This is a genomic window from Sphingomonas parva (ex Maeng et al. 2020) (assembly GCF_004564275.1).
GTDB lineage: Bacteria > Pseudomonadota > Alphaproteobacteria > Sphingomonadales > Sphingomonadaceae > Allosphingosinicella > Allosphingosinicella parva.
The window spans coordinates 1-20,217 of sequence record NZ_SPDV01000052.1; the positions used below are offsets into that span (position 1 = coordinate 1).

Genomic DNA, 20,217 nt, shown 5'->3' on the forward strand with positions numbered 1-20,217 from the left:
GCCGCGCGCGGCGGCGACCAGCGCCCGGCCCGAGGCCGTGACGACCGTCCCTTCCGCGACGCCGACGCGCGTCCGGGCCGGCGGCACGAGCAACGCCCGACCGGCCCCAGCGCCGAACGCCCGGGCCTCGGCCGCGACGAACGACCACTGCGCGGCCAGTGGGGCACCCCGGCGCCCCGGCTCGAGGATGGCGTCCGGCCCGAGAAGACCGATCGCGCCCGGCGCGGAAGCAGCCTGCAACGCGGACCGAAGGAAAGCGCCGGGCCGCGAATCCGCGCCGACGGGACGGTGGCGACGCGGTCGCGCAGCGACGGCCCCCGTGCCGAGCGCAGCGCCGGACGCAAGGGCGCGGCCGGCGCCGCTCCGCGGCGGGAGCGCGCTGCCGTGGCCGATCGGACCGGGGCAAGGCAGGCGCGCGATCAAGCCGCGGCCGTGCCTGCTCGTCCGCGCGGCCGCTCCTTCGTCTCCGCCGGGCCCGAGACGGCCCCGATGCGCGGCAAGACCGAGCCCCAGCGCATCGCCAAGCTGCTCGCCCGCGCCGGCATTGCCTCGCGGCGCGAGATCGAGCGCATGATCGAGGAGCGCCGGATTGCGATCGACGGCGTGCCCCTGGAGACTCCCGCGACGATCCTCACCTCGCTGCAGGGCGTCACCGTGGATGGGGTGCCGGTCCGTGCGCCCACGGCAGCGCGGCTGTTCCGCTATCACAAGCCGGTCGGCTTGCTGACCGCCGAGCGCGACCCCGCCGGGCGCACGACGATCTACGACCGCCTTCCCGAAGGACTGCCGCGGGTGATGCCGGTCGGCCGGCTCGACCTCAACACCGAAGGGCTGCTGCTGCTCACCACCGACGGCGAGCTCAAGCGCAAGCTCGAGCTGCCCTCCTCGAAGATCCCCCGCACCTACCGTGCCCGTGCATTCGGCGAGATCAGCCAGGACCAGCTGGAGGAGCTGATTACCGGAATCGAGATCGAGGGCATGCGCTACGGGCCGATCGACGCCAATCTCGAGCGGCGGACCGGCCGCAACACCTGGATCGAGATGACCCTCACCGAGGGCAAGAACCGCGAGGTCCGCCGGGTGCTGGAGCATCTCGGGCTGCAGGTCTCGCGGCTGATTCGGGTCCGCTACGGCCCGTTCCTGCTCGAGGATCTTCCCGCCGGCGCGGTGGACGAAGTGCGCCAGAACGACCTCGTCGAGTTTCGCAAGGGTCTGAAGTGAGGGTCATCGCCGGCAAGTGGCGCGGCCGGCCGATCCTCGCGCCGAAGGGCCAGGCCACGCGGCCGACCTCCGATCGCGCCCGCGAGGCCCTGTTTTCGATGCTGGCGAGCCGGGTCGGCAGCTTCGAGGGACTAGAGGTGGCAGACATCTTCGCCGGATCGGGGGCTCTCGGGCTCGAAGCGCTGTCGAGAGGCGCGGCGCGCTGCACCTTCGTCGACAACGATCGTGCCGCGCTCGATGCGATCCGCGCCAATCTGAAGGCGCTCGGGGCGGAGGGCGACGTGCGCGCCGGCGCGGCCGAGCGTGTCCGCCTCCTCCAGCCGCTCGACCTCGTCTTTCTCGATCCGCCTTATGCGAGCGGACTCGCCGCCCCTGCCCTCGCCAACCTGCCTGTCGCACCGGGCGGCTGGGCCAGCATCGAGACGGCGAAGGACGAGAACGTCGCGGTCGCAGGCTTCGAGATCGAAGCCGAGCGCGTCTACGGCAAGGCCAAGATCACCCTGCTGCGCAAGGCCGTCTAGAGGAAGGCGCGCAGGGTCAGGCGGCCGGCTTGCTCGATGCCGTCGCGGCGGAATGCGAAATCGACGACCGTGCCCGGTCTTCGGGCCACCTTCCTGATCCATTCGTCCAGCGACACGCCGATGATTGCGTCGCCGAGCCGCAGCCCGGCCTCGACGGCCGGGCTCTGCGGGCTGGCCGCGACGACCTCCAGCCCGTCCTTGCGCTCCTCGAGCCACAGGCCGGTGAGGCCGTAGCGCTCCGGACGCGCCGGACGCCCGTTGCGCATCGCCCACAGCTTGCCGCCGCGCACGTCCGTGGAAAGGTTCATCCGCTCGATCAATCCCAGGCCGAGGATGCCGTCGCTCTCCATGTCCTGTCCCTTCGGATCCGAGAGCATGACCAGCGGACGGTCGAAGGCGATCGGCCCCAGTTGCAGCCTGCTGCCACGCACCAGTCGCGCCAGGCCTGCCGAGCCGCCGATGCCGGCCAACGGCGTCGGCACATAGGGACTCCGCTCGTTCCACAGGCCGAGACGGCGAGTCGCCGCGGGGGCGAGAAGAAGCTGCCCCGGCGCGCCGGTGTCGACCAGCAGGCGCAGCGTCTGCCCATCCATCCGCGCATCGACGTAGATCTTCGTCGCGCCGCGCCGCTGCGCGCTGCCGCGGATCGTTCCGGCGAGCGCGACGTAGCCCTCTGCCGGCGTGCGTCCGTCCGGGTAGATCCGCCACTCGTTTCGATCGAAGTCCAGATCGGCGTCCGCGACCGTGAGGAACGCGGCGGACAGCAGTCCACTCGCCTCCGGATGCAGCATGGCGCCTTCGAAGCCGGAGAAGTCGGCGGTGCCGATGGAGATGTTGCCGATCGAGACGTCCGGCGCTTCGTAATGCACGAACTGCTGCGTTCCCCCGATTCCCTTCCCGATCAGCGACCCGCGCTCGCGCAGCTTCAGAGTGCGGGCGAGCCCTTTCTGGATGGCATTGGTCCACGCGCCGCTGTCGAGGATGAAGCTGTACGGGCCACGGTCGCCGAAGCGCACCTGCGTCCACAGCCGGTTGTCGAGAACCACGATCCTGGCGCCGCCGACCCGCGTGGCGCCCCCGCCCGCACGGGCTGCCGCGGGCAGGAAGGGCAGGGCCGCGGCCGCCCCGAGCATGTCTCGCCTGGAAAACATCGATCCCCCGATAGTCTACGTTCCTCAGGAGCTTAGCCGCGTCTTCGATCGCTCGCGACAGGATTCCGCCTCGACCATCGCCCGGCGGCTCCGAACGGAGTCTTCCCTCAACTCGTGCTTGCCCGAGAGGCCTTCGTTCCCTACCTGTTCAACGTGACCGAGCCGCTCCCCACCGTCGCCGATCTGCCCTTCTACCTCCAGGGCCTGAACGATCCGCAGCGCGATGCCGTCCTGACCGCGGAGGGGCCTGTCCTCGTCCTCGCCGGCGCCGGCACCGGCAAGACGGCGGCACTGACCGCGCGCCTCGCCCATCTGATCGCCACCCGCCGCGCCTGGCCCTCCGAGATCCTGGCCGTCACCTTCACCAACAAGGCGGCGCGCGAGATGAAGGAACGGGTCGGCCGCATCGTCGGCGAGGCGGTGGAAGGCATGCCCTGGCTCGGCACCTTCCACTCGGTCGCGGCGCGCATGCTGCGCCGCCATGCCGAGCTGGTCGGCCTGCAGTCGAACTTCACCATCCTCGACACCGACGACCAGCTCCGCCTCCTGAAGCAATTGATCGCCGCGGCGGACATAGACGAGAAGCGCTGGCCGGCGCGGCTGCTCGCCGGGCTGATCGACCGCTGGAAGAATCGCGGCTGGACGCCGGAGCAGATCGATGCCGGCGAGAGCGAGGCGTTCGCCAACGGCAAGGGCGCCGAGCTCTACGCCCGATATCAGGAGAGGCTGCGCACTCTCAACGCCTGTGATTTCGGCGACCTGCTGCTCCACATGCTGGTGATCCTGAAGACGCACCGCGACGTGCTCGAGCACTATCAGCAGCGCTTCAAATACATCCTGGTCGACGAATATCAGGACACCAACCAGTCCCAATATCTCTGGCTGCGGCTGCTCGCCCAGGCGCGCAAGAACATCTGCTGCGTCGGCGACGACGATCAGTCGATCTACTCGTGGCGCGGCGCCGAGATCGCCAACATCCTGCGCTTCGAGAAGGACTTCCCGGGTGCAAAGATCATCCGCCTGGAGCAGAATTACCGGTCGACGCCGAACATCCTCGCCGCCGCCTCCGGACTGATCGCCAACAACGGGGACCGTCTCGGCAAGACTTTGTGGACCGAACATGACGAGGGCGAGAAGGTCCGCATCGTCGGCGTCTGGGACGGACCCGAGGAGGCGCGGCGGATCGGCGAGGAGATCGAGTCGATCCAGCATCGCGGCGGCCACATCGCCGACACGGCGATCCTCGTCCGCGCCCAGTTCCAGACCCGCGAATTCGAGGACCGGTTCATCGCCATCGGCCTCCCCTATCGGATCGTCGGCGGCTTCCGCTTCTACGAGCGGGCCGAGATCCGCGACGCCCTCGCCTACCTGCGCATCATCGCCCAGCCGGCCGACGACCTCGCCTTCGAGCGGATCGTCAACACGCCCAAGCGCGGCCTCGGCGACAAGGCCGTCCAGAAGATCCACGCGATCGCCCGCGCCTCGGGCCTGCCCCTGCTCGCCGCCGCGGCGCAGATGCTCGATACCGACGAGCTGACCCCGCAGGCGCGGCGCGCCCTCGGCAATCTGGTCGGCGATTTCGCCCGCTGGCGGGCCAAGTTGAACGAGCTGCCGCACGGCGAGCTCGCCCGCCTGGTGCTCGACGAGAGCGGCTATACCGCGATGCTGCAGGCCGATCGCTCGGCCGAGAGCGCCGGCCGGCTCGAGAACCTCGCCGAGCTCACCCGGGCGATGGAGGAATATGAGACGCTGGGCGCCTTCCTCGAGCACGTCAGCCTGGTGATGGAGAACGACGCCGAGCGCGAGGCGGAGAAGGTCACGATCATGACCATCCACGCCGCCAAGGGCCTCGAGTTCGGCACCGTCTTCCTCGCCGGATGGGAGGAAGGCGTGTTTCCGTCGCAGCGCGCGCTGGACGAGGGCGGCAATTCGGCGCTCGAGGAGGAACGCCGTCTCGCCTACGTCGCGATCACGCGGGCGCGGCGGAAATGCTTCATCTTTCACGCCGCCAACCGGCGGATCTACGGCCAGTGGACCTCGTCCATCCCGTCGCGCTTCATCGCCGAGCTTCCCGACGACCATGTCGATCAGGAGACGACGATGAGCGGCGGGGAGAGCCTGTGGCGCGCGAACTGGACCGAGCGCGCCGATCCCTTCTCGAACCTCCAGCGCGGCAGCGGCCGCGGGCCTGGCTGGCAGCGCGCGGTGAGCGGCGGCTTCGAACGTACCCCGCCGCGCGTGATCGAGGCACGGGCGAGCGCGGTCAGCCTCGGCAATCCGGGCCGGACCGACATCGAGGTCGGACGGCGCGTCTTCCACTCGAAGTTCGGCTACGGCAAGGTCGCCGAGATCGAGGGCAACAAGCTCGAGATCGATTTCGAGCACGCCGGGCGCAAGCGCGTGCTCGACAGCTTCGTCGATCTCGCCTGAGCGATCGCTGCCGACCCGCGGCCTGCGGCGCGAGGCCGTGGTCGGCAAGAATCTTCCAACTGCCACCTCCTCCGAAGCAGGATCTTGCGCCCTGCTCACGCAAGCCGGAAGCGAACCCCTTTCCTGGCCCGGACGATTGAAGGCAGGAGCGTGCGCGGCTAAGCCGCCGGCGATGGCCGCCGACGCACCTCCCGCATCGCCTTTCGCTTTTCGAGACTATCGCGCCTTCTGGTGCGCCCGATTGGCCAGCACGATCGCCAACACGATGCTGGTCGTGGTCATCGGGATCCATGTCTACGATATCGCGCGGCAGACCATGTCGATCGAGCGGGCGAGCTTCTGGCTCGGAATGATCGGGCTCGCCCAGTTCCTGCCCCTGCTCCTGCTGACGCTGGTGGCAGGCTATGTCGCCGACCGTATCGACCGCCGCTGGATCGTCCGTGCCAGCCTCTCGCTGGAACTGCTCTGCGCCGCCTCGCTCGCCCTGCTCCTCTGGGCCGACGCCATGACGCTGGAACCGCTGTTCACGGTGGCGGTCGCGCTCGGGATCGGGCGTGCGTTCGCCGGGCCCGCTTTGTCGTCGATCGCGCCCAATTTGGTGCCCCCCGCCTCCCTGCCGAGCGCGATCGCCCTGAATTCGATCGCGTGGCAGGCGGGCGCCGTCGCCGGCCCGCTGCTCGGCGGTGCCGCTTACGCGCTGAGCACCGCCTTGCCCTATGAGGCGTCGACCGTCCTCTTCGCCCTCTCGCTCGGCGCGATGCTGCTGATCCGTCCCATCCCCCGGGGCAATGCCGGGCAATCCCATCCGCTCCGCGCCGTCATCGAGGGCATCGCCTATGTTCGCGACAACAAGATCGTCCTCGGCGCGATCACCCTGGACCTGTTCGCCGTCCTGCTCGGCGGCGCCACTGCGATGCTGCCTGTCTACGCCCGCGACATTCTGCACGTCGGATCCGAGGGGCTTGGCGCCCTCCGCGCTGCGCCCGCCGTCGGCGCCGCGCTCACCGCCTTCGTCCTCGCCCGGCGGCCGCTGAAGCGCCATGTCGGCGCGAAGATGTTCTTCTGCGTCGCAATCTTCGGGCTCGCGACCATGGTGTTCGGCGCGAGCCGCTGGATGTGGCTGTCGATGGCCAGCCTCCTGGTTCTCGGCGCCGCCGACATGATCAGCGTCTATGTCCGCTCGTCGCTCATCCAGCTTCACACGCCCGATGCGATGCGCGGCCGCGTCTCGGCCGTCTCCGGCCTGTTCATCTCGGCCTCGAACGAGCTCGGCGAATTCCGCGCCGGCCTTGCCGGCTCGCTTTTCGGCCCGGTCCTCGCCGTGGTCGGCGGCGGCGCGCTCGCCGTCGCGGTGACCGGCTTCTGCGCCTGGGCGGTCCCGCCCCTGCGACGCGCGGATCGCTTCGTTCCGCCCGAGCCCGAAGTGCTGGCGGAGGCGGCGGGAAAGGATGTACCCGACGTTGAGCTTCCTGCGATGGCCGCAGGCTTCAATCCCAAAGCCGAGAAAGGACTGTCATGAAAGCCGCCAACATCCTCGAGACGATCGGCAACACGCCGCATATCCGCCTCAACCGCCTGTTCGGCAATGCGGAAGTGTGGGTGAAGTCGGAGCGTTCCAATCCGGGCGGCTCGATCAAGGACCGCATCGCGCTGGCGATGGTCGAGGAAGCCGAGCGCTCCGGCCAGCTGAAGCCGGGCGGCACGATCGTCGAGCCGACGTCGGGCAACACCGGCATCGGCCTTGCGATGGTCGCGGCGGTGAAGGGCTACAGCCTCATCCTGGTGATGCCCGAGAGCATGAGCCTCGAGCGGCGCCGGCTGATGCTGGCCTATGGCGCCCGCTTCGATCTCACCCCGCGCGAGAAGGGCATGAAGGGGGCGATCGAGCGTGCCAAGGAGCTGCTGCAGGAGATCGAGGGCAGCTGGATGCCCCAGCAGTTCGAGAACCCGGCCAACATCGACGTCCACGTGCGCACCACCGCGCAGGAGATCCTCGATGATTTCCGCGACTCGCCGATCGACGTGCTGATCACCGGCGTCGGCACCGGCGGCCACATCACCGCCTGCGCCGAGGTGCTCAAGAAGGCGTGGCCGAACCTCAAGGTGTTCGCGGTCGAGCCGACGCTCTCCCCCGTGATCTCCGGCGGCCAGCCGGGGCCCCACCCGATCCAGGGCATCGGCGCCGGGTTCAGTCCCGCCAACCTTCACACCGACGTGCTCGACGGCACTATCCTGGTCGATGCCAACGACGCCAAGGAGATGGCCCGCCGGTCGGCGCGTGAGGAAGGCGTCCTGGTCGGCGTCAGCTCGGGCGCGAGCCTTGCCGCCGTCGCCCAGAAGCTGAAGGAGCTGCCGGAAGGCGCCCGAGTCCTCTGCTTCAACTACGACACGGGCGAGCGCTATCTCTCCGTCCCCGAGTTCCTGCCCGAGGAATGAGAATCAGACGGGCGCGGCCGCTGGTCGTGCCCCGATCGCTCGTGCGGCGATCTCCGCCGCCAGCGTCTTGGCCTTGTCGTGCGAGATGTCGATGATCCGGGGCGTGCGCATCGCGCTCGCCCCGGCGGTGTCGATGTCCACCGTGGCGAGGCCGAGCTTCCGCTGCAGCCAGGTCCGCTCGAGCGTGACCGCCTGAGCCCTGCCGATCGGGACGACGAACAGGCTCTGGCGCCAGACGCCGCGCTCGACGAACAGCAAGTCTCCGTCCAGCGCATAGCGATGGAAGCGCCGCGCCACCGCGGCGGAAACGCCCAGAAGCGGCAGCAGCGCGCAGAGGTAGAGCGCGGGCCGCCACCAGATCGACGCTGCCGCGATGCAGGCTGCCGGAAGGAAGAGGCGGCGGATCAGGGCGCGGACGATGTGCCGCTCCGAGACCATCGTCAGCGCCGGCGGCGGGGGCAGGCGCAACCCGCCCGCTTCGGCAAGGATCGGCGCCAGTGTCTCGCCCCGCCCGAGCGGCGCGGCGACCTGGCGGCCGCTGCCGTCGCTCGCCGCGCCGAGGGTCTGGAACGACAGCTGGAACCAGCCGAACAGCCGGCGCACCGGTCCCGTCTCCCGGCAGGCAAGCTGGATCCGCCGCTTGGCGATCACCACCTCGCTGCGCGTCAGCAGCCCGCGCACGCGCCGGAAGCGGTCCCCTTCGGAATAGAAGAGGAAGCCGTAGTCACGCGCCACCGTGCGCACCACCGACACAGCGCCCCCGATCAGCACGGCGACGATCAGCAAGGCGGCGACGGTGCCTGCCGTGAAGCGGCTGTGGGCCGCCTCGTCCGCCACCCCGATCCACCGCCCGGGATCGTAGATGTCGATCCCGAAGAAGCTCTTCAGCGGATCGTCGAACGTCTGGAGCAGCGCGAACAGGCCGCCCAGATAGACCAGCGAGAAGCTGAACAGGCCGAGGAGCAGCACGCGCGGCAGATCCATGGCGAACAGGATCCGCGGGGATGGCGCAGCATCCGCCGCTGCCGTCGGCGCGAAGCTCGACGCATCGCCCTCCCGCCAGGCGCGGACCGCGGCGCGCAGCCTGGCCGCCTCGTCGACGCCGACGCTGTCCAGCACGCCTTCGTCCTTTCCGCCGCCGCCGGTCTCGATCCGGACCTTGGCGACGCCGAAGACGCGGGCAAGCAGCGCCTGCTCGATATCGACGTCCTGGATCCTTTCGAACGGGATCTCGCGGCGGGTGCGGTGGAGAATTCCGCTCTCGATCACGATCTCCGCACCGCCCACGCCGTAGCGGAAGCGATGCCAGTTTAGCCACTGGAAGGACAGGCCGACCAGCGCCGCCGCGCCCGCAACCCAGAGCGCGCCCCACAGGCCCTTGTCCGACATGAACGCGATGCCGGCCGGAAGGGCGAGGAGAGTCTGCGGCGCCTCGCGCAGGAAGCGGATCAGGATCGTTCCCGGATGGACGCGCCGATCGGGAACCAGCGCGCTCATGCCCGCTCCTCGCCGATGCGGGCGCGGATCTCGTCGCGCATCCGCTCGGCGGTGTCCCGCGCGAGGCCGGGCAGGAGCACAAGGCTGTGCGCGGTTCCGGCGGTGTGCAGGACGAGGCGGCACACGCCGAACATCCGCTCGAGCGGTCCCTGCGAGATGTCGATATGCTGGACCCGGTCGAGCGGCACCAAAGTCCGCACCTGCGTCCAGACGCCGTGGGCAAGCTCGAGGTCCGTGTCGCCGGCGCGATAGCCCCAGGCGCGCCAGCGCCGCCGCGGCGCGATCAGGACGAGCCAGACGACCACCGGCAGCACGGCCGCGACGATCAGCCCGTCCGGCAAACGATCATGCTCGAGGATGATCTCGGCAGCCGTCGCGGCGACGAGCAGCACCAGCGCGACGAGTGCGGCGCGCACCCGCATTACCCATAATTGGCCTGCTTCCAACGGCTTCATGCGCCCTCCCCCTGCCCGGGCGGCGGACACTAGACGGTTCGCCGCGGCGATGTCGAGGCGCAGGAACTGGCCTCCAACGGCTGCGTTGAGCCTCCGAAACAAATGGAGATGTGTCATGAGTGACCATGATCGCGAACGCGAGACCCGCGAGACCACGATCGTCCACACCACCGACGGCGGCGGCGGAGGCGGCACCATCATCGCGGTCGTCCTGCTGATCGCAGTCCTGGCCCTGCTGTTCTACTTCTTCGGCGGCAGCCTGATGGGCGGCGCCGACAAGACCGACGTCAAGGTGGACGTCAGCGCGCCGACCAGCGGCGGCTCGGGCAGCTGAGCCGAAGCCGCGCGTCCTTCGAGAGGCGGCGCCCAGCTGGCGCCGCTTCCTTCCACGCGCGCGCGGCGATTGGCGGATGAACAGGGAGTAGAGATATGGGCGACTACAATCGCGAAGGACCGGCGGAACACGAGCGCGTCACCGAGCGCACGACGATCGTCACCGACAGCGGCGGGCGGCGCGGCGGCGGAGGCTGGGTGATCGCGCTCCTCGTCCTCGTCGTCCTGCTCGTGGCGCTGTTCCTGATCTTCGGCAACGTGTTCAACCGCGCCGCCGACGAGGTCGGCGTCAACGTCAACATCGATGCTCCGAAGGTGGAAGTGCCCGACACCGTCAAGATCGACGTTCCGGATGAAGTGAAGGTCGAGGTGCCGGAAGAAATCAAGGTCGACACCAACAGCGCTCAGTGAGGTGAACCGCGGCTGCAAGCCTCGTTCAGCTGACCACAAGCCGCCGGAGGCCGCAGCTTGGCCCGCGCCTCACTGCGCGCTGTTATCTTGTTTCATCAAAGGGCCGGAAAGTTGAACGGCAGCTGTCGCGGCCATTCAGCGATACCTCAACCGAATCAAGGCATAAGGCCATCGTCGATCCAAGGGCTCAGGCTCCGGTTGCTTAACGAGCCTGGCCCCGAGGACCGACCCCTCGAGTCGCGTATTGAGGGAGGGGCCGGTGCGCAGACCACGCGTGCCGGCCCCTACCCTTTCGCCCGACCGATCAATGATCCTTCTTCTCGCCGGACTTCGTCTTCTGCGCCGGCGAATTGGCGTTGCCGCCGACCTTGTCCTCCCCAAGCTGGCCGGTGCCGTGATAGGGCATCTCGGTTTGGCCGCCGTGGCCCATGAAGCCGTCGCTCGTGCCTTCCTTGCCGCTGTGGGGGTTCGGATAGGCGCCGCCGCCCGCCTGGCCGCCGCCCGTGCTTCCGTTGAAGCTCTCCTGCTTGTCCGGGTCGCCGCGGGCGACGTCGCCAGCCTGTCCCCAGGACCTCGGATTGTCGGCCGTGCCGGTCTTCGCATTGGGTGTCTCTGGATTGTTCATCTCTGCGCTCCTTCAGCCCGTCCAATCCTCGGATCGGCCACGATGTTCCTGAGCGACGACGGCCGAAATCCGGCGCAACGCATCCGCGCCAGGGCCGTTTCGCCTCCATGAAGCCGATGACCGAGAAGCATCTCGCCATCCTGCGCCGGCACATGGTCGAGGTGATCGACATCCATTTCGATCTCGCCGGCGAGGAGATCGGCAAGAGCGCGCTCGATCCCGGGCTTCGCCGGGCGCTGCTGGAGGCGCCGCGCCACCTCTTCGTGCCGCCCCAGATCGCCGCGGCCGCCTATCAGGACAGCCCCCTGCCGATCGGCTTCGACAAGACCCTGTCGCAGCCGTTCATCGCCGCGCTGATGCTGGACCTGCTCGCCATCGCGCCCGGCGAACGCGTGCTCGAGGTCGGCACCGGCCTCGGCTACCAGGCCTCGGTCATGGCGGAGATGGGCGCGAAGGTGTGGAGCGTCGACATCGTCGAGGAATTCGCCGAGAGCGCGCGCCTGCGCCTCGCCGCGCTCGACTATGACGTCGAGATCCGCGTCGGCGACGGCTCGCGCGGCTGGGCCGAGCACGCGCCGTTCGACCGGATCCTGGTCACCGCCGCCGCGCAGGACGTCCCGCGCCCCTTGCTCGATCAGCTTGCTCCGGGAGGGCGGATGGTGATCCCCCTCGGCGGCAAGGACGTCCAGCAATTGAGCGTCGTCGAGCGGAGCCCGGACGGCACGATCGACGTCCGCAGCGTCATCCCCGTGCGCTTCACCTTGCTCGAGACGATGGCCTAGCCTCTACCCAAGAGCGCGATCGTCCCCTATGTGGGCGCCGTTCCCCACAGACCGGACAGGCCGGCGCCCCGCGTGGCGCCGCGACGGAGTTTTGACGATGAGCGAAGCGGTTCTCGCCCGCACCGACAGCCAGCCGGCCGAGCGCCGCACCTTCGCGATCATCTCGCACCCGGACGCGGGCAAGACGACGCTGACCGAGAAACTGCTCTATTCGGCCGGCGCGATCCATGAGGCCGGCGAGGTCCGCGCCCGCGGCGACCGCCGCCGCGCCCGCTCCGACTGGATGGCAATCGAGCAGCAGCGCGGCATCTCGGTCACCTCGTCGGTGATGACCTTCGAGGTCGGCAACATCCTGTTCAACCTGCTCGATACGCCGGGCCACCAGGATTTCTCCGAAGACACCTACCGGACGCTGACCGCCGTCGACAGCGCGATCATGGTGATCGACGCCGCCAAGGGCATCGAGGCGCAGACCCGCAAGTTGTTCGAGGTCTGCCGGCTGCGCAACATTCCGATCGTCACCTTCGTCAACAAGGTCGATCGCGAGGGCCTCTCGCCTTTCGCCCTGCTCGACGAGATTGCCGAGACGCTGCAGCTCGACGTCTCCCCGCGCAACTGGCCGATCGGCATGGGCGGCCTGTTCCACGGCCTCTACGATTTCGCCGGAGAACGGCTGCTCCTCGCCGACAAGAGCGATGGGACCGCGCCCGGCCGGATCGTGCCGGTCGGCGGCATGGACGATGCGCAGCTCGATGCCCTCCTCCCCGCCGACGCGGTCGCGCACCTGCGCGAGGAAGGCGAGCTCGCCCGCGCGGCCTATCCGGAATTCGACCTCAACGCCTTCTTGAACGGCGATCTGACGCCGGTGTTTTTCGGCAGCGCGCTGCGCGAATTCGGCGTCGACCAGTTGCTCGAAGGCCTCGGCGCGTTCGCGCCCGCACCGGGCCCGCAGCCGGCGCGCTCCGGGCCGGTGGCGCCGTCCGAGCCGCGCGTCTCCGGCTTCATCTTCAAGGTCCAGGCGAACATGGACCCGAACCATCGCGATCGCATCGCCTTCATGCGCGTCTGCTCGGGCGCGCTGAAGCGCGGCATGAAGCTCACCAATCCGCGGCTCGGCAAGGCGATCAGCATCCAGAACCCGATCACCTTCTTCGCGCGCGACCGCGAGCTCGCCGAGCTCGCCCGGCCGGGCGACATCGTCGGCATTCCCAACCACGGCACGCTCCGCGTCGGCGACACCCTGTCCGAGCGCGGCGACATCGCCTTCACCGGTCTGCCGGACTTCGCGCCGGAGATCCTGCGCCGCGTCCGTCTCGACGACCCGATGAAATCGAAGCAGATGCGCAAGGGGCTCAGCGACCTCGCCGAGGAAGGCGTGATCCGCATCTTCAAGCCGGCGATCGGATCGAACTGGATCGTCGGAGTCGTCGGCGCGCTCCAGCTCGACGTGCTCGCCACTCGAATGGAAGCCGAATACGGGCTGAAGCTTGGCTTCGAGGCGTCTCCCTGGGAGGTCGCGCGCTGGATCAGCTCGGAGGATGAGGCCGAAATCAAGCGGCTGATGGCAACCCATCGCTCGAGCATGGCCGAGGACGGCGACGGCGAGCCGGTGCTGATGATGCGCAACGAATGGGAAATGGGCCGCTTCGCCCAGGATTGGCCGAAGATCCGTTTCGCCAGCGTCCGCGAGCGAAGCTGATCCTCCCGCTCGCGGGGAGGATCTAAAACCCGTTGCACCGCTCCTCTCCTCCGCTATCTGCCTCCCGAACACTCATTCGGGAGCCCCGCCCATGAAGACCCGCGCCGCGATCGCCGTCGCTCCGAACCAGCCGCTGGAGATCCACGAAGTCGATCTCGACGGACCCAAGGCCGGCGAGGTGCTGGTCGAGATCATGGCGACCGGCGTCTGCCACACCGACGCCTACACGCTCGAAGGCAAGGATTCGGAGGGCATCTTCCCCTCGATCCTCGGACACGAGGGCGCCGGCATCGTGCGGGAGGTCGGGCCGGGGGTCACCTCGGTGAAGGTCGGCGATCACGTCATCCCGCTCTACACGCCGGAATGCCGCCAGTGTAAGTCGTGCCTGTCGCAGAAGACCAACCTCTGCACCGCGATCCGCGGCACCCAGGGCAAGGGCCTGATGCCCGACGGCACGTCGCGCTTCCGCCTCGGCAGCGAGACGATCTACCATTATATGGGCTGCTCGACCTTCTCGAACTTCACCGTGATGCCGGAGATCGCCGTCGCCAAGGTTCGCGAGGACGCTCCGTTCGACAAGATCTGCTACATCGGCTGCGGCGTCACCACCGGCGTCGGCGCGGTGATCTGGACCGCAGGCGTCGAGCCCGGCTCCAACGTCGTGGTCTTCGGGCTCGGAGGTATCGGCCTCAACGTCATCCAGGGTGCAAAGCTGGTCGGCGCCGACAAGATCGTCGGGATCGACATAAACCCCGCCAAGCGCGCCAGGGCCGAGGCCTTCGGCATGACCCACTTCATCAACCCGAAGGAGATAGGGAACGACAAGGTCGTCCAGGCCATCCTCGACGTCACCGACGGCGGCGCCGATTACAGCTTCGACTGCACCGGCAATACCGACGTGATGCGCCAGGCGCTCGAATGCTGCCACCGCGGCTGGGGCGAGAGCGTGATCATCGGCGTCGCAGAGGCGGGGCGCGAGATCTCGACCCGCCCCTTCCAGCTGGTCACCGGCCGCGTCTGGAAAGGCAGCGCCTTCGGCGGCGCCCGCGGCCGCACCGACGTGCCGCGGATCGTCGACTGGTACATGGACGGCAAGATCGAGATCGACCCGTTGATCACCCACATCCTGAAGCTCGACGAGATCAACGCCGCCTTCGACCTGATGCACAAGGGCGAGAGCATCCGCAGCGTCGTCGTGTACTGACGAACCCCGATGACCCTCGAAACCCTCTCCGTTACCCGGTCGTTCGGCGGCACCGTCCATGTCGTCCGCCACGACAGCCGCGCCACCGGCACGCCGATGACTCTCTCCGTCTTCGTACCCCCGCAGGCGGAGAGCGGCGCCCCCTGCCCGGTGGTCTGGTATCTTTCCGGCCTCACCTGCACCCACGCCAATGTGACGGAGAAAGGCGAATATCGCCGCGCCTGCGCCGAGCTAGGGCTGATCTTCGTCGCCCCCGACACCAGTCCGCGCGGCGAGTCGGTTCCGGATGATCCGGCCTATGATTTCGGCCAGGGCGCCGGTTTCTACCTCGACGCGACCGAGGCACCGTACGACGCGAACTACCGGATGGAGCGCTACATCGTCGACGAGCTTCCCGAGGTCGTCGCCTCGGCCTTCCCGATCGACCTCGCGCGCCAGGCGATCACCGGCCATTCGATGGGCGGCCACGGCGCCCTCACCCTCGCCCTGCGGCACCCCGGCCGCTACCGCAGCGTCTCGGCCTTCGCGCCGATCGTCGCGCCGAGCCAGGTGCCCTGGGGCGAGAAGGCGCTCGGCGCCTATCTCGGGCCGGACCGCGCCACCTGGCGGCGTCACGACGCCGTCGCCCTGATCGAGGACGGCGCCCGGGTGCCGGAAATCCTCGTCGACCAGGGGGAGGCCGACAGCTTTCTGGCGCGCGAGCTCAGGCCCGAATTGCTCGAGGCGGCCTGCCACGGCGCGGGCATCGCGCTGACCTTGCGCATGCAGCCGGGCTACGACCACAGTTACTATTTCATTTCGACCTTCATGGAGGACCATCTGCGCTGGCACGCGACGCGCCTGACCGCATGACACCGCTGCTCGCCACCCTTGCCGAGATCGCGCTCACCGCGGGCGCCGAGATCGCCCGCATCTATGCGGAGGGATGCGAGACCGAGCAGAAGAAGGACGGATCGCCGGTGACGATCGCCGATCGTCAGGCCGAGGCGATCATTCTCGAGGGGCTGCGGGCTGCTTTCCCCGAAATTGCGGTGCTCGCCGAAGAGGAAGCGGCGGCGGGACGGATCCCGGCCCTGGGGCCGCGCTTTTTCTGCGTCGATCCTCTCGACGGCACGCGGGGCTTCGTCGAGCGCAGCGGCGAGTTCACGGTCAATATCGCGCTGATCGACCTGGGCGAACCGGTGGCGGGCGCGATCTACGCCCCGGTTCCCGATCTACTGTATCTCGGCGCCCGCGGCGAGGGCGCGTTTCGTGCTGCCGGCGGCGGCCCCCACGAGCCGATCTGTACCCGCCCCCGCCCGCCCGTCGGCCTCACCGGCATCGGCAGCCGCAATCACGCGGCCCCCGGCACCGCCGAGAAGACCAGGCGCCTGGGCATCACCGAATACCTGCCTTCCGGCTCCTCGCTGAAATTCTGCCGCCTCGCCGAAGGGGCCGCCGACGTGTACCCGCGCTGGACCCGGACGATGGAATGGGACACCGCCGCCGGTCAGGCGATCCTCGAAGCCGCCGGCGGCCGCGTGATGGCGCTCGACGGCGACCGTGAAGCCGGGCCGCTCCGCTACGGAAAGATCGAGCAAGGCTTCGAGAACCCGGATTTCATCGCCTGGGGGAAGTAACGGCGGGGGACAAGGGCCTCGGTGACCCCATGTCCAATGCGTCATCCCGGCGCAGGCCGGGATGACGTGATCGGGAGTGGCGCAAGCGAGCACGCCCCCTCTCCTGCTCGCTCCGCTCGCTTTCCTCTCCCCTGAAGGAGAGAGGGTGGTTCAGAGCCCCCACCAGGGCATCGTGCCCCAATAGGAATTGAGCTGCTCCTGATATTGGCGGTCGATCGGACGATCGCTTTCGTCGAGCGTCATGGCCGGCGCCTTGGCGAGCTGATCGCGGGTCATTTCGACGACATAGCCGTCGTGGTCGATGTCGTAGGTGAGCAGGCTCCAGGGTACCGGATGGACCTTGCTGCCCACGCCCATGAATCCGCCGAATTCGAGCACGGCATAAGCGACCGTGCCGGTCCGCTTCCCGATCATCACCGAATGGATCGTTCCGAGCTTCTCGTTCTTGGTGCTGAAGACCGGAGTGCCCTCGACACGGCGCGACGAGATCAGCGAGTGGCCGTAATCGACCTGCTCCGGTTGCGTCGAGGAATCGGTGCTTTCCTGTTGCGGCGCCATCACCTGGTGTTCGCCCATTGCCGTTCTCCCGCTTTCGCTCCGCCGGCGAGCGGCGCCGGCGCCTGCACCCCTGCTGCCGAACCTCCAGAAACAGGAACGCCCCGGCCGCGCCCGGGGCGCTCCCATTGCCGCCGTTTGGCGGCGTCTTGCTGTCTTTCCGGTCAGTCGAGGGGGAACGAACGGAGGCGTTCGGAGTTCCGTCGCGACGCCCGACGCGGCGGCGAAGTCTTCACCTTCTCGTTTCGGACCGGGCGCGGCGCAATCGCCCTCTTGAGCGCGGAGCCCCGTCCCGGTACCCGCTTACGTAAACGTAAGGAGGGCAGGATGGCCGAAGCCTATATCGTTGCGGCTGCGCGCACGGCCGGCGGCCGCCGAGGCGGGGCGCTGAAGGACTGGCATCCGGCCGATATGGCGGCCGAGGTTCTCGATGCGCTCGTCGCGCGCGCATCGATCGATCCGGCCGCGGTCGAGGACGTGATCATGGGCTGCGTCGGCCAGGCGGGCGAGCAGGCCTTCCACATCGGCCGAAACGCGGTCCTCGCCTCCTCGCTTCCGCAAAGCGTCCCGGCAGTGACGATCGACCGCCAGTGCGGCTCCTCGCAACAGGCGATCCAGTTCGCCGCCCAGGCGGTGATGAGCGGCACCCAGGACGTGGTGATCGCCGCCGGCGTCGAGTCGATGACCCGGGTGCCGATGGGCCTCCCCTTCACCCTGCCGATGCAGCACGGCATCGGCTCCGGTCCCTTCTCGCGCCGCATCCAGGAGAAGTTCGGGGTCGCGATGTTCAGCCAGTTCGACGGCGCCGAGATGATCGCCGAGAAATATCAGTTCACCCGCGCCGAGCTCGACGCCTTCGCGCTGGAAAGCCACCGCAAGGCCGCGCAGGCGACGGTCGAAGGTGCATTCGACGAGGAGATCGTGCCGCTCGAGATCGTCGGCGCCGACGGCGCCACCAGCCTCCACCGCAGGGACGAGGGAGTTCGCGCTGACGCCACCCTGGAGTCGATCGCGTCGGTCAAGCTGCTCCGCGACAGTGGACGGATCAGCGCGGCCAATGCGTCGCAGATCTGCGACGGGGCCAGCGGCGTGATCGTGGTCAGCGAGGCCGCTTTGAGGGCGCATGGCCTCACGCCGATGGCCCGAATCGTCAACCTGACCGTCACCGGCGGAGATCCGGTCATCATGCTCGAGGAAGTCAGTCCCGCCACGGCGCGCGCGCTCCGGCGCTCCGGCATGACGATCGACGAAATCGATCTCTACGAAGTGAACGAGGCGTTCGCGCCGGTTCCGCTGGCCTGGCTGAAGGAGACGGGCGCCGATCCTGCCCGGCTCAACGTCCATGGCGGCGCGATCGCACTGGGGCATCCGCTCGGCGCTTCCGGCACCAAGCTGATGACCACGCTCCTCCACGCACTGAAGCGCCGCGGCGGCCGCTACGGCCTGCAGACCATGTGCGAAGGCGGCGGGCTCGCCAACGTTACCATCGTGGAGTCTCTGGCGTAGCAGCCGGCGGCGGCTCGCCGCCTTCGAACGCGATGGTCCGCAGGACGTCCAGCGCACGGGCGCAGGCGCGTTCGTCGACGCACGTGGCGCTGGCCGAGAGCCGAACCGGCCCGCCGAGCTCGAACAGCAGGCCGACGTAGCGACGATGGCCGCGGCCCTCGTCGAACGGCCATTGCGCTTCGACGACGTGCGCCGTCCGCCCGCCGACCGTCTCCCGGCGCTCCGCGCAGCTCTCCTTCACCGCCTCGCAGGAGAGGATGGCGCTGTACCAGCCGTAATCGAAGGAGAGCGCGATCCCCTCTCCCTCGAAGGCAGAGACTTCGGAGTCGATGCCCCGGACGTCCTGCCTGACGAGACCAGGCGGGATGGCGATGCTGAAACCGGCACCGCCGTCACGCGGCGTCGCCAGGATGTGGCGCGGCGCCGCCGCAGCAGGGCCGGCGACGAGGATCAGCGGGATCAGGAAAAGCAGGCTCCGCATCACCGCATAGCCTATACCGGATCGGCGTGCGCTCCGGGAGGTCAGGCGGCGAGGGCGCGTCCGCCGGTGCCGTGGAGGCCGGCGACGCGATCGGCCCGCGCCCGCGCCGCTGCCGCGTCGAGCGCGGCCTTGGCATGGGCCATGGCATCGCCGAGCGGACCCGGCGCCGTCCAGCCGCACCGCGGGCAGTTCTCATCGTTGCGTACGTTGGGGTGAATACCCCACGGCCGCTCGACCGAACATTCCTGGCTCATTGGTCCCACCCCGACGCTCATTAACCGTGATGCATGTATGATTATGCAGCGCTCCGCATACAATCCGTTGACCTACGATAGGTAATCGTACGGAAACGGGTGTGGCACGCGCGACACAATGCACGCCGCCGCCTTGCAGTCGCTCCCGCTTGCCTTCTACAGCCGCGCCAGATCCGCCGCGGCCGCGCCGCGCGACAAGAGGAGAGAGTGCCATGAAGCTCGACAACACCATCGCCGCCGTCGTCACCGGCGCCGCCTCGGGCCTGGGCGAAGCGACAGCGCGGGCGCTCGCCGCCCGCGGCGTCCGCGTCGCCGTGCTGGACCGCGATGCCGACAAGGGTGCCCGCGTCGCGGAGGAGATCGGCGGCGTGTTCGCGGAGGTCGATGTCACGTCCGACGACAAGGTGGACGCTGCCCTCGCCCGGGCACGCGAGGCGCACGGCCAGGAGAGGATCCTGGTCAATTGCGCTGGCGTGGCCAATGCGGTGAAGACGGTCGGCCGCGACAAGACGACGGGAGAGCCCAAGGCCTATCCGATCCACCAGTTCGAGCTCGCCATCCAGATCAACCTGATCGGCACTTTCCGGATGATCGCGAAATCCGCGTTCGGGATGGTCGGCCTCGACCCCCTGGAGGACGGAGAGCGCGGGGTGATCATCAACACCGCTTCGGTCGCCGCCCAGGACGGCCAGATCGGCCAGGCCGCTTATGCCGCGTCCAAGGCGGGCGTGCTCGGCATGGCGCTGCCGATCGCGCGCGACCTGATGGGCGAGGGCATCCGGGTCAACACCATCCTCCCCGGCGTGTTCAAGACGCCGATGGTGGCGATGATGCCGCAGAACGTCCAGGACGCGCTCGCCGCCCAGGTCCCCTTCCCCAAGCGGCTCGGCCAGCCCGAGGAATATGCCCGCCTCGCCCTGTTCATGGCCGAGAGCCCCTATCTCAACGGCGAATACGTCCGGCTCGACGGCGGCATTCGCATGGCCCCGCGCTGACGCGAGGCCCGACGCGCCGCGGCGGCTTGTCGGCCCCGCGGC

The 20,217-nt window shown here is 68.9% G+C and carries 21 protein-coding genes; 14 read left to right on the forward strand and 7 right to left on the reverse strand.

The window, feature by feature from the left end:
* The coding region (locus tag E2493_RS18295; RefSeq protein WP_404828339.1) for a pseudouridine synthase at nucleotides 1-1,221 on the forward strand (1,221 nt) is incomplete at its 5' end.
* Complete coding sequence (gene rsmD, locus E2493_RS18300; protein WP_135089806.1) at nucleotides 1,218-1,742, forward strand: 16S rRNA (guanine(966)-N(2))-methyltransferase RsmD; 525 nt, start codon at nucleotides 1,218-1,220, stop codon at nucleotides 1,740-1,742. The genes E2493_RS18295 and rsmD, both read left to right, overlap by 4 nt.
* Here rsmD and E2493_RS18305 read toward each other — a convergent pair.
* Nucleotides 1,739-2,893: an aspartyl protease family protein gene (locus E2493_RS18305; protein WP_135089808.1), complete on the reverse strand. Its 1,155-nt coding sequence runs from the start codon at nucleotides 2,891-2,893 to the stop codon at nucleotides 1,739-1,741. The genes rsmD and E2493_RS18305 overlap by 4 nt on opposite strands.
* 153 nt (nucleotides 2,894-3,046) lie before the next feature.
* Between E2493_RS18305 and E2493_RS18310 the strand changes: the two genes are divergently transcribed.
* The 3 genes from E2493_RS18310 (at nucleotide 3,047) to cysK (ending at nucleotide 7,759) form a co-directional block, all read left to right on the forward strand.
* A complete protein-coding gene (locus E2493_RS18310; protein ID WP_225421584.1) occupies nucleotides 3,047-5,323 on the forward strand; it encodes an ATP-dependent helicase in 2,277 nt (758 codons plus the stop codon).
* Nucleotides 5,324-5,495: 172 nt separating this feature from the next.
* Nucleotides 5,496-6,842: an MFS transporter gene (locus E2493_RS18315; protein ID WP_135089810.1), complete on the forward strand. Its 1,347-nt coding sequence runs from the start codon at nucleotides 5,496-5,498 to the stop codon at nucleotides 6,840-6,842.
* Nucleotides 6,839-7,759 (forward strand): cysteine synthase A, encoded by a 921-nt coding sequence (cysK, locus tag E2493_RS18320; RefSeq protein ID WP_135089812.1) that lies wholly within the window; start codon nucleotides 6,839-6,841, stop codon nucleotides 7,757-7,759. Before E2493_RS18315 ends, cysK begins: the two co-directional genes overlap by 4 nt.
* 3 nt (nucleotides 7,760-7,762) lie before the next feature.
* Here the strand turns inward: cysK and E2493_RS18325 are convergent, their stop codons facing one another.
* Together E2493_RS18325 and E2493_RS18330 are read right to left on the reverse strand one after the other, a co-directional pair.
* A complete protein-coding gene (locus E2493_RS18325) occupies nucleotides 7,763-9,256 on the reverse strand; it encodes a PH domain-containing protein (RefSeq protein ID WP_135089814.1) in 1,494 nt (497 codons plus the stop codon).
* Nucleotides 9,253-9,711, reverse strand: coding sequence for a PH domain-containing protein (locus E2493_RS18330; RefSeq protein WP_167737622.1), 459 nt, complete (start codon nucleotides 9,709-9,711; stop codon nucleotides 9,253-9,255). Before E2493_RS18330 ends, E2493_RS18325 begins: the two co-directional genes overlap by 4 nt.
* Before the next feature lie 115 nt (nucleotides 9,712-9,826).
* Between E2493_RS18330 and E2493_RS18335 the strand changes: the two genes are divergently transcribed.
* Both E2493_RS18335 and E2493_RS18340 read left to right on the forward strand, forming a co-directional pair.
* Entirely contained in the window at nucleotides 9,827-10,045 is a 219-nt protein-coding gene (locus E2493_RS18335; protein WP_135089818.1) for a hypothetical protein, read from the forward strand.
* Nucleotides 10,046-10,140: 95 nt separating this feature from the next.
* Entirely contained in the window at nucleotides 10,141-10,455 is a 315-nt protein-coding gene (locus E2493_RS18340; protein WP_135089820.1) for a hypothetical protein, read from the forward strand.
* A 304-nt stretch (nucleotides 10,456-10,759) separates the two neighbouring features.
* On the opposite strand, the gene E2493_RS18345 is transcribed toward E2493_RS18340, so the two are convergent.
* The gene (locus E2493_RS18345) at nucleotides 10,760-11,080 is read right to left on the reverse strand and encodes a hypothetical protein (RefSeq protein WP_135089822.1); all 321 of its coding nucleotides are present in this window, start codon (nucleotides 11,078-11,080) and stop codon (nucleotides 10,760-10,762) included.
* A 116-nt stretch (nucleotides 11,081-11,196) separates the two neighbouring features.
* On the opposite strand from E2493_RS18345, the gene E2493_RS18350 reads away from it, so the two are divergent.
* The 5 genes from E2493_RS18350 to cysQ all read left to right on the forward strand — a co-directional run bounded on the left by E2493_RS18350 (nucleotide 11,197) and on the right by cysQ (nucleotide 16,384).
* Nucleotides 11,197-11,862, forward strand: coding sequence for a protein-L-isoaspartate(D-aspartate) O-methyltransferase (locus E2493_RS18350; protein ID WP_225421585.1), 666 nt, complete (start codon nucleotides 11,197-11,199; stop codon nucleotides 11,860-11,862).
* A 97-nt stretch (nucleotides 11,863-11,959) separates the two neighbouring features.
* Nucleotides 11,960-13,561, forward strand: coding sequence for a peptide chain release factor 3 (locus E2493_RS18355; protein ID WP_135089826.1), 1,602 nt, complete (start codon nucleotides 11,960-11,962; stop codon nucleotides 13,559-13,561).
* A 91-nt stretch (nucleotides 13,562-13,652) separates the two neighbouring features.
* Entirely contained in the window at nucleotides 13,653-14,765 is a 1,113-nt protein-coding gene (locus tag E2493_RS18360) for an S-(hydroxymethyl)glutathione dehydrogenase/class III alcohol dehydrogenase (RefSeq protein WP_135089828.1), read from the forward strand.
* A 9-nt stretch (nucleotides 14,766-14,774) separates the two neighbouring features.
* Complete coding sequence (gene fghA, locus E2493_RS18365; protein WP_135089830.1) at nucleotides 14,775-15,617, forward strand: S-formylglutathione hydrolase; 843 nt, start codon at nucleotides 14,775-14,777, stop codon at nucleotides 15,615-15,617.
* Nucleotides 15,614-16,384: a 3'(2'),5'-bisphosphate nucleotidase CysQ gene (gene cysQ / locus E2493_RS18370; RefSeq protein WP_135089832.1), complete on the forward strand. Its 771-nt coding sequence runs from the start codon at nucleotides 15,614-15,616 to the stop codon at nucleotides 16,382-16,384. Before fghA ends, cysQ begins: the two co-directional genes overlap by 4 nt.
* Before the next feature lie 150 nt (nucleotides 16,385-16,534).
* Here cysQ and E2493_RS18375 read toward each other — a convergent pair whose 3' ends face one another.
* Nucleotides 16,535-16,960 (reverse strand): PRC-barrel domain-containing protein, encoded by a 426-nt coding sequence (locus E2493_RS18375; protein WP_225421586.1) that lies wholly within the window; start codon nucleotides 16,958-16,960, stop codon nucleotides 16,535-16,537.
* 306 nt (nucleotides 16,961-17,266) lie between these two features.
* On the opposite strand from E2493_RS18375, the gene E2493_RS18380 reads away from it, so the two are divergent.
* Nucleotides 17,267-18,445, forward strand: a complete 1,179-nt coding sequence (locus E2493_RS18380) for an acetyl-CoA C-acetyltransferase (RefSeq protein WP_135089834.1) — start codon at nucleotides 17,267-17,269, stop codon at nucleotides 18,443-18,445.
* Here the strand turns inward: E2493_RS18380 and E2493_RS18385 are convergent.
* Both E2493_RS18385 and E2493_RS18390 read right to left on the reverse strand, forming a co-directional pair.
* Entirely contained in the window at nucleotides 18,420-18,926 is a 507-nt protein-coding gene (locus tag E2493_RS18385; protein ID WP_135089836.1) for a hypothetical protein, read from the reverse strand. The two genes, E2493_RS18380 and E2493_RS18385, sit on opposite strands and share 26 nt — an antisense overlap.
* Before the next feature lie 41 nt (nucleotides 18,927-18,967).
* A complete protein-coding gene (locus E2493_RS18390) occupies nucleotides 18,968-19,180 on the reverse strand; it encodes a hypothetical protein (RefSeq protein WP_135089838.1) in 213 nt (70 codons plus the stop codon).
* 212 nt (nucleotides 19,181-19,392) lie between these two features.
* On the opposite strand from E2493_RS18390, the gene E2493_RS18395 reads away from it, so the two are divergent.
* Complete coding sequence (locus tag E2493_RS18395) at nucleotides 19,393-20,175, forward strand: SDR family oxidoreductase (RefSeq protein WP_135089839.1); 783 nt, start codon at nucleotides 19,393-19,395, stop codon at nucleotides 20,173-20,175.
* Nucleotides 20,176-20,217: the final 42 nt, after the last annotated feature.

Excerpts from the sequence above, each read along its gene's own strand:
- E2493_RS18360 (WP_135089828.1), top strand. The coding sequence starts at position 13,653 with ATGAAGACCCGCGCCGCGATCGCCGTCGCTCCGAACCAGCCGCTGGAG.
- E2493_RS18350 (WP_225421585.1), top strand. The coding sequence starts at position 11,197 with ATGACCGAGAAGCATCTCGCCATCCTGCGCCGGCACATGGTCGAGGTG.
- E2493_RS18390 (WP_135089838.1), bottom strand. The coding sequence starts at position 19,180 with ATGAGCCAGGAATGTTCGGTCGAGCGGCCGTGGGGTATTCACCCCAAC.
- E2493_RS18340 (WP_135089820.1), top strand. The coding sequence starts at position 10,141 with ATGGGCGACTACAATCGCGAAGGACCGGCGGAACACGAGCGCGTCACC.
- E2493_RS18375 (WP_225421586.1), bottom strand. The coding sequence starts at position 16,960 with ATGGGCGAACACCAGGTGATGGCGCCGCAACAGGAAAGCACCGATTCC.
- E2493_RS18325 (WP_135089814.1), bottom strand. The coding sequence starts at position 9,256 with ATGAGCGCGCTGGTTCCCGATCGGCGCGTCCATCCGGGAACGATCCTG.
- fghA (WP_135089830.1), top strand. The coding sequence starts at position 14,775 with ATGACCCTCGAAACCCTCTCCGTTACCCGGTCGTTCGGCGGCACCGTC.
- E2493_RS18335 (WP_135089818.1), top strand. The coding sequence starts at position 9,827 with ATGAGTGACCATGATCGCGAACGCGAGACCCGCGAGACCACGATCGTC.
- E2493_RS18315 (WP_135089810.1), top strand. The coding sequence starts at position 5,496 with ATGGCCGCCGACGCACCTCCCGCATCGCCTTTCGCTTTTCGAGACTAT.
- E2493_RS18380 (WP_135089834.1), top strand. The coding sequence starts at position 17,267 with ATGGCCGAAGCCTATATCGTTGCGGCTGCGCGCACGGCCGGCGGCCGC.
- E2493_RS18355 (WP_135089826.1), top strand. The coding sequence starts at position 11,960 with ATGAGCGAAGCGGTTCTCGCCCGCACCGACAGCCAGCCGGCCGAGCGC.
- cysQ (WP_135089832.1), top strand. The coding sequence starts at position 15,614 with ATGACACCGCTGCTCGCCACCCTTGCCGAGATCGCGCTCACCGCGGGC.
- E2493_RS18385 (WP_135089836.1), bottom strand. The coding sequence starts at position 18,926 with ATGCGGAGCCTGCTTTTCCTGATCCCGCTGATCCTCGTCGCCGGCCCT.
- E2493_RS18345 (WP_135089822.1), bottom strand. The coding sequence starts at position 11,080 with ATGAACAATCCAGAGACACCCAATGCGAAGACCGGCACGGCCGACAAT.
- E2493_RS18330 (WP_167737622.1), bottom strand. The coding sequence starts at position 9,711 with ATGAAGCCGTTGGAAGCAGGCCAATTATGGGTAATGCGGGTGCGCGCC.
- cysK (WP_135089812.1), top strand. The coding sequence starts at position 6,839 with ATGAAAGCCGCCAACATCCTCGAGACGATCGGCAACACGCCGCATATC.
- E2493_RS18395 (WP_135089839.1), top strand. The coding sequence starts at position 19,393 with ATGAAGCTCGACAACACCATCGCCGCCGTCGTCACCGGCGCCGCCTCG.
- E2493_RS18305 (WP_135089808.1), bottom strand. The coding sequence starts at position 2,893 with ATGTTTTCCAGGCGAGACATGCTCGGGGCGGCCGCGGCCCTGCCCTTC.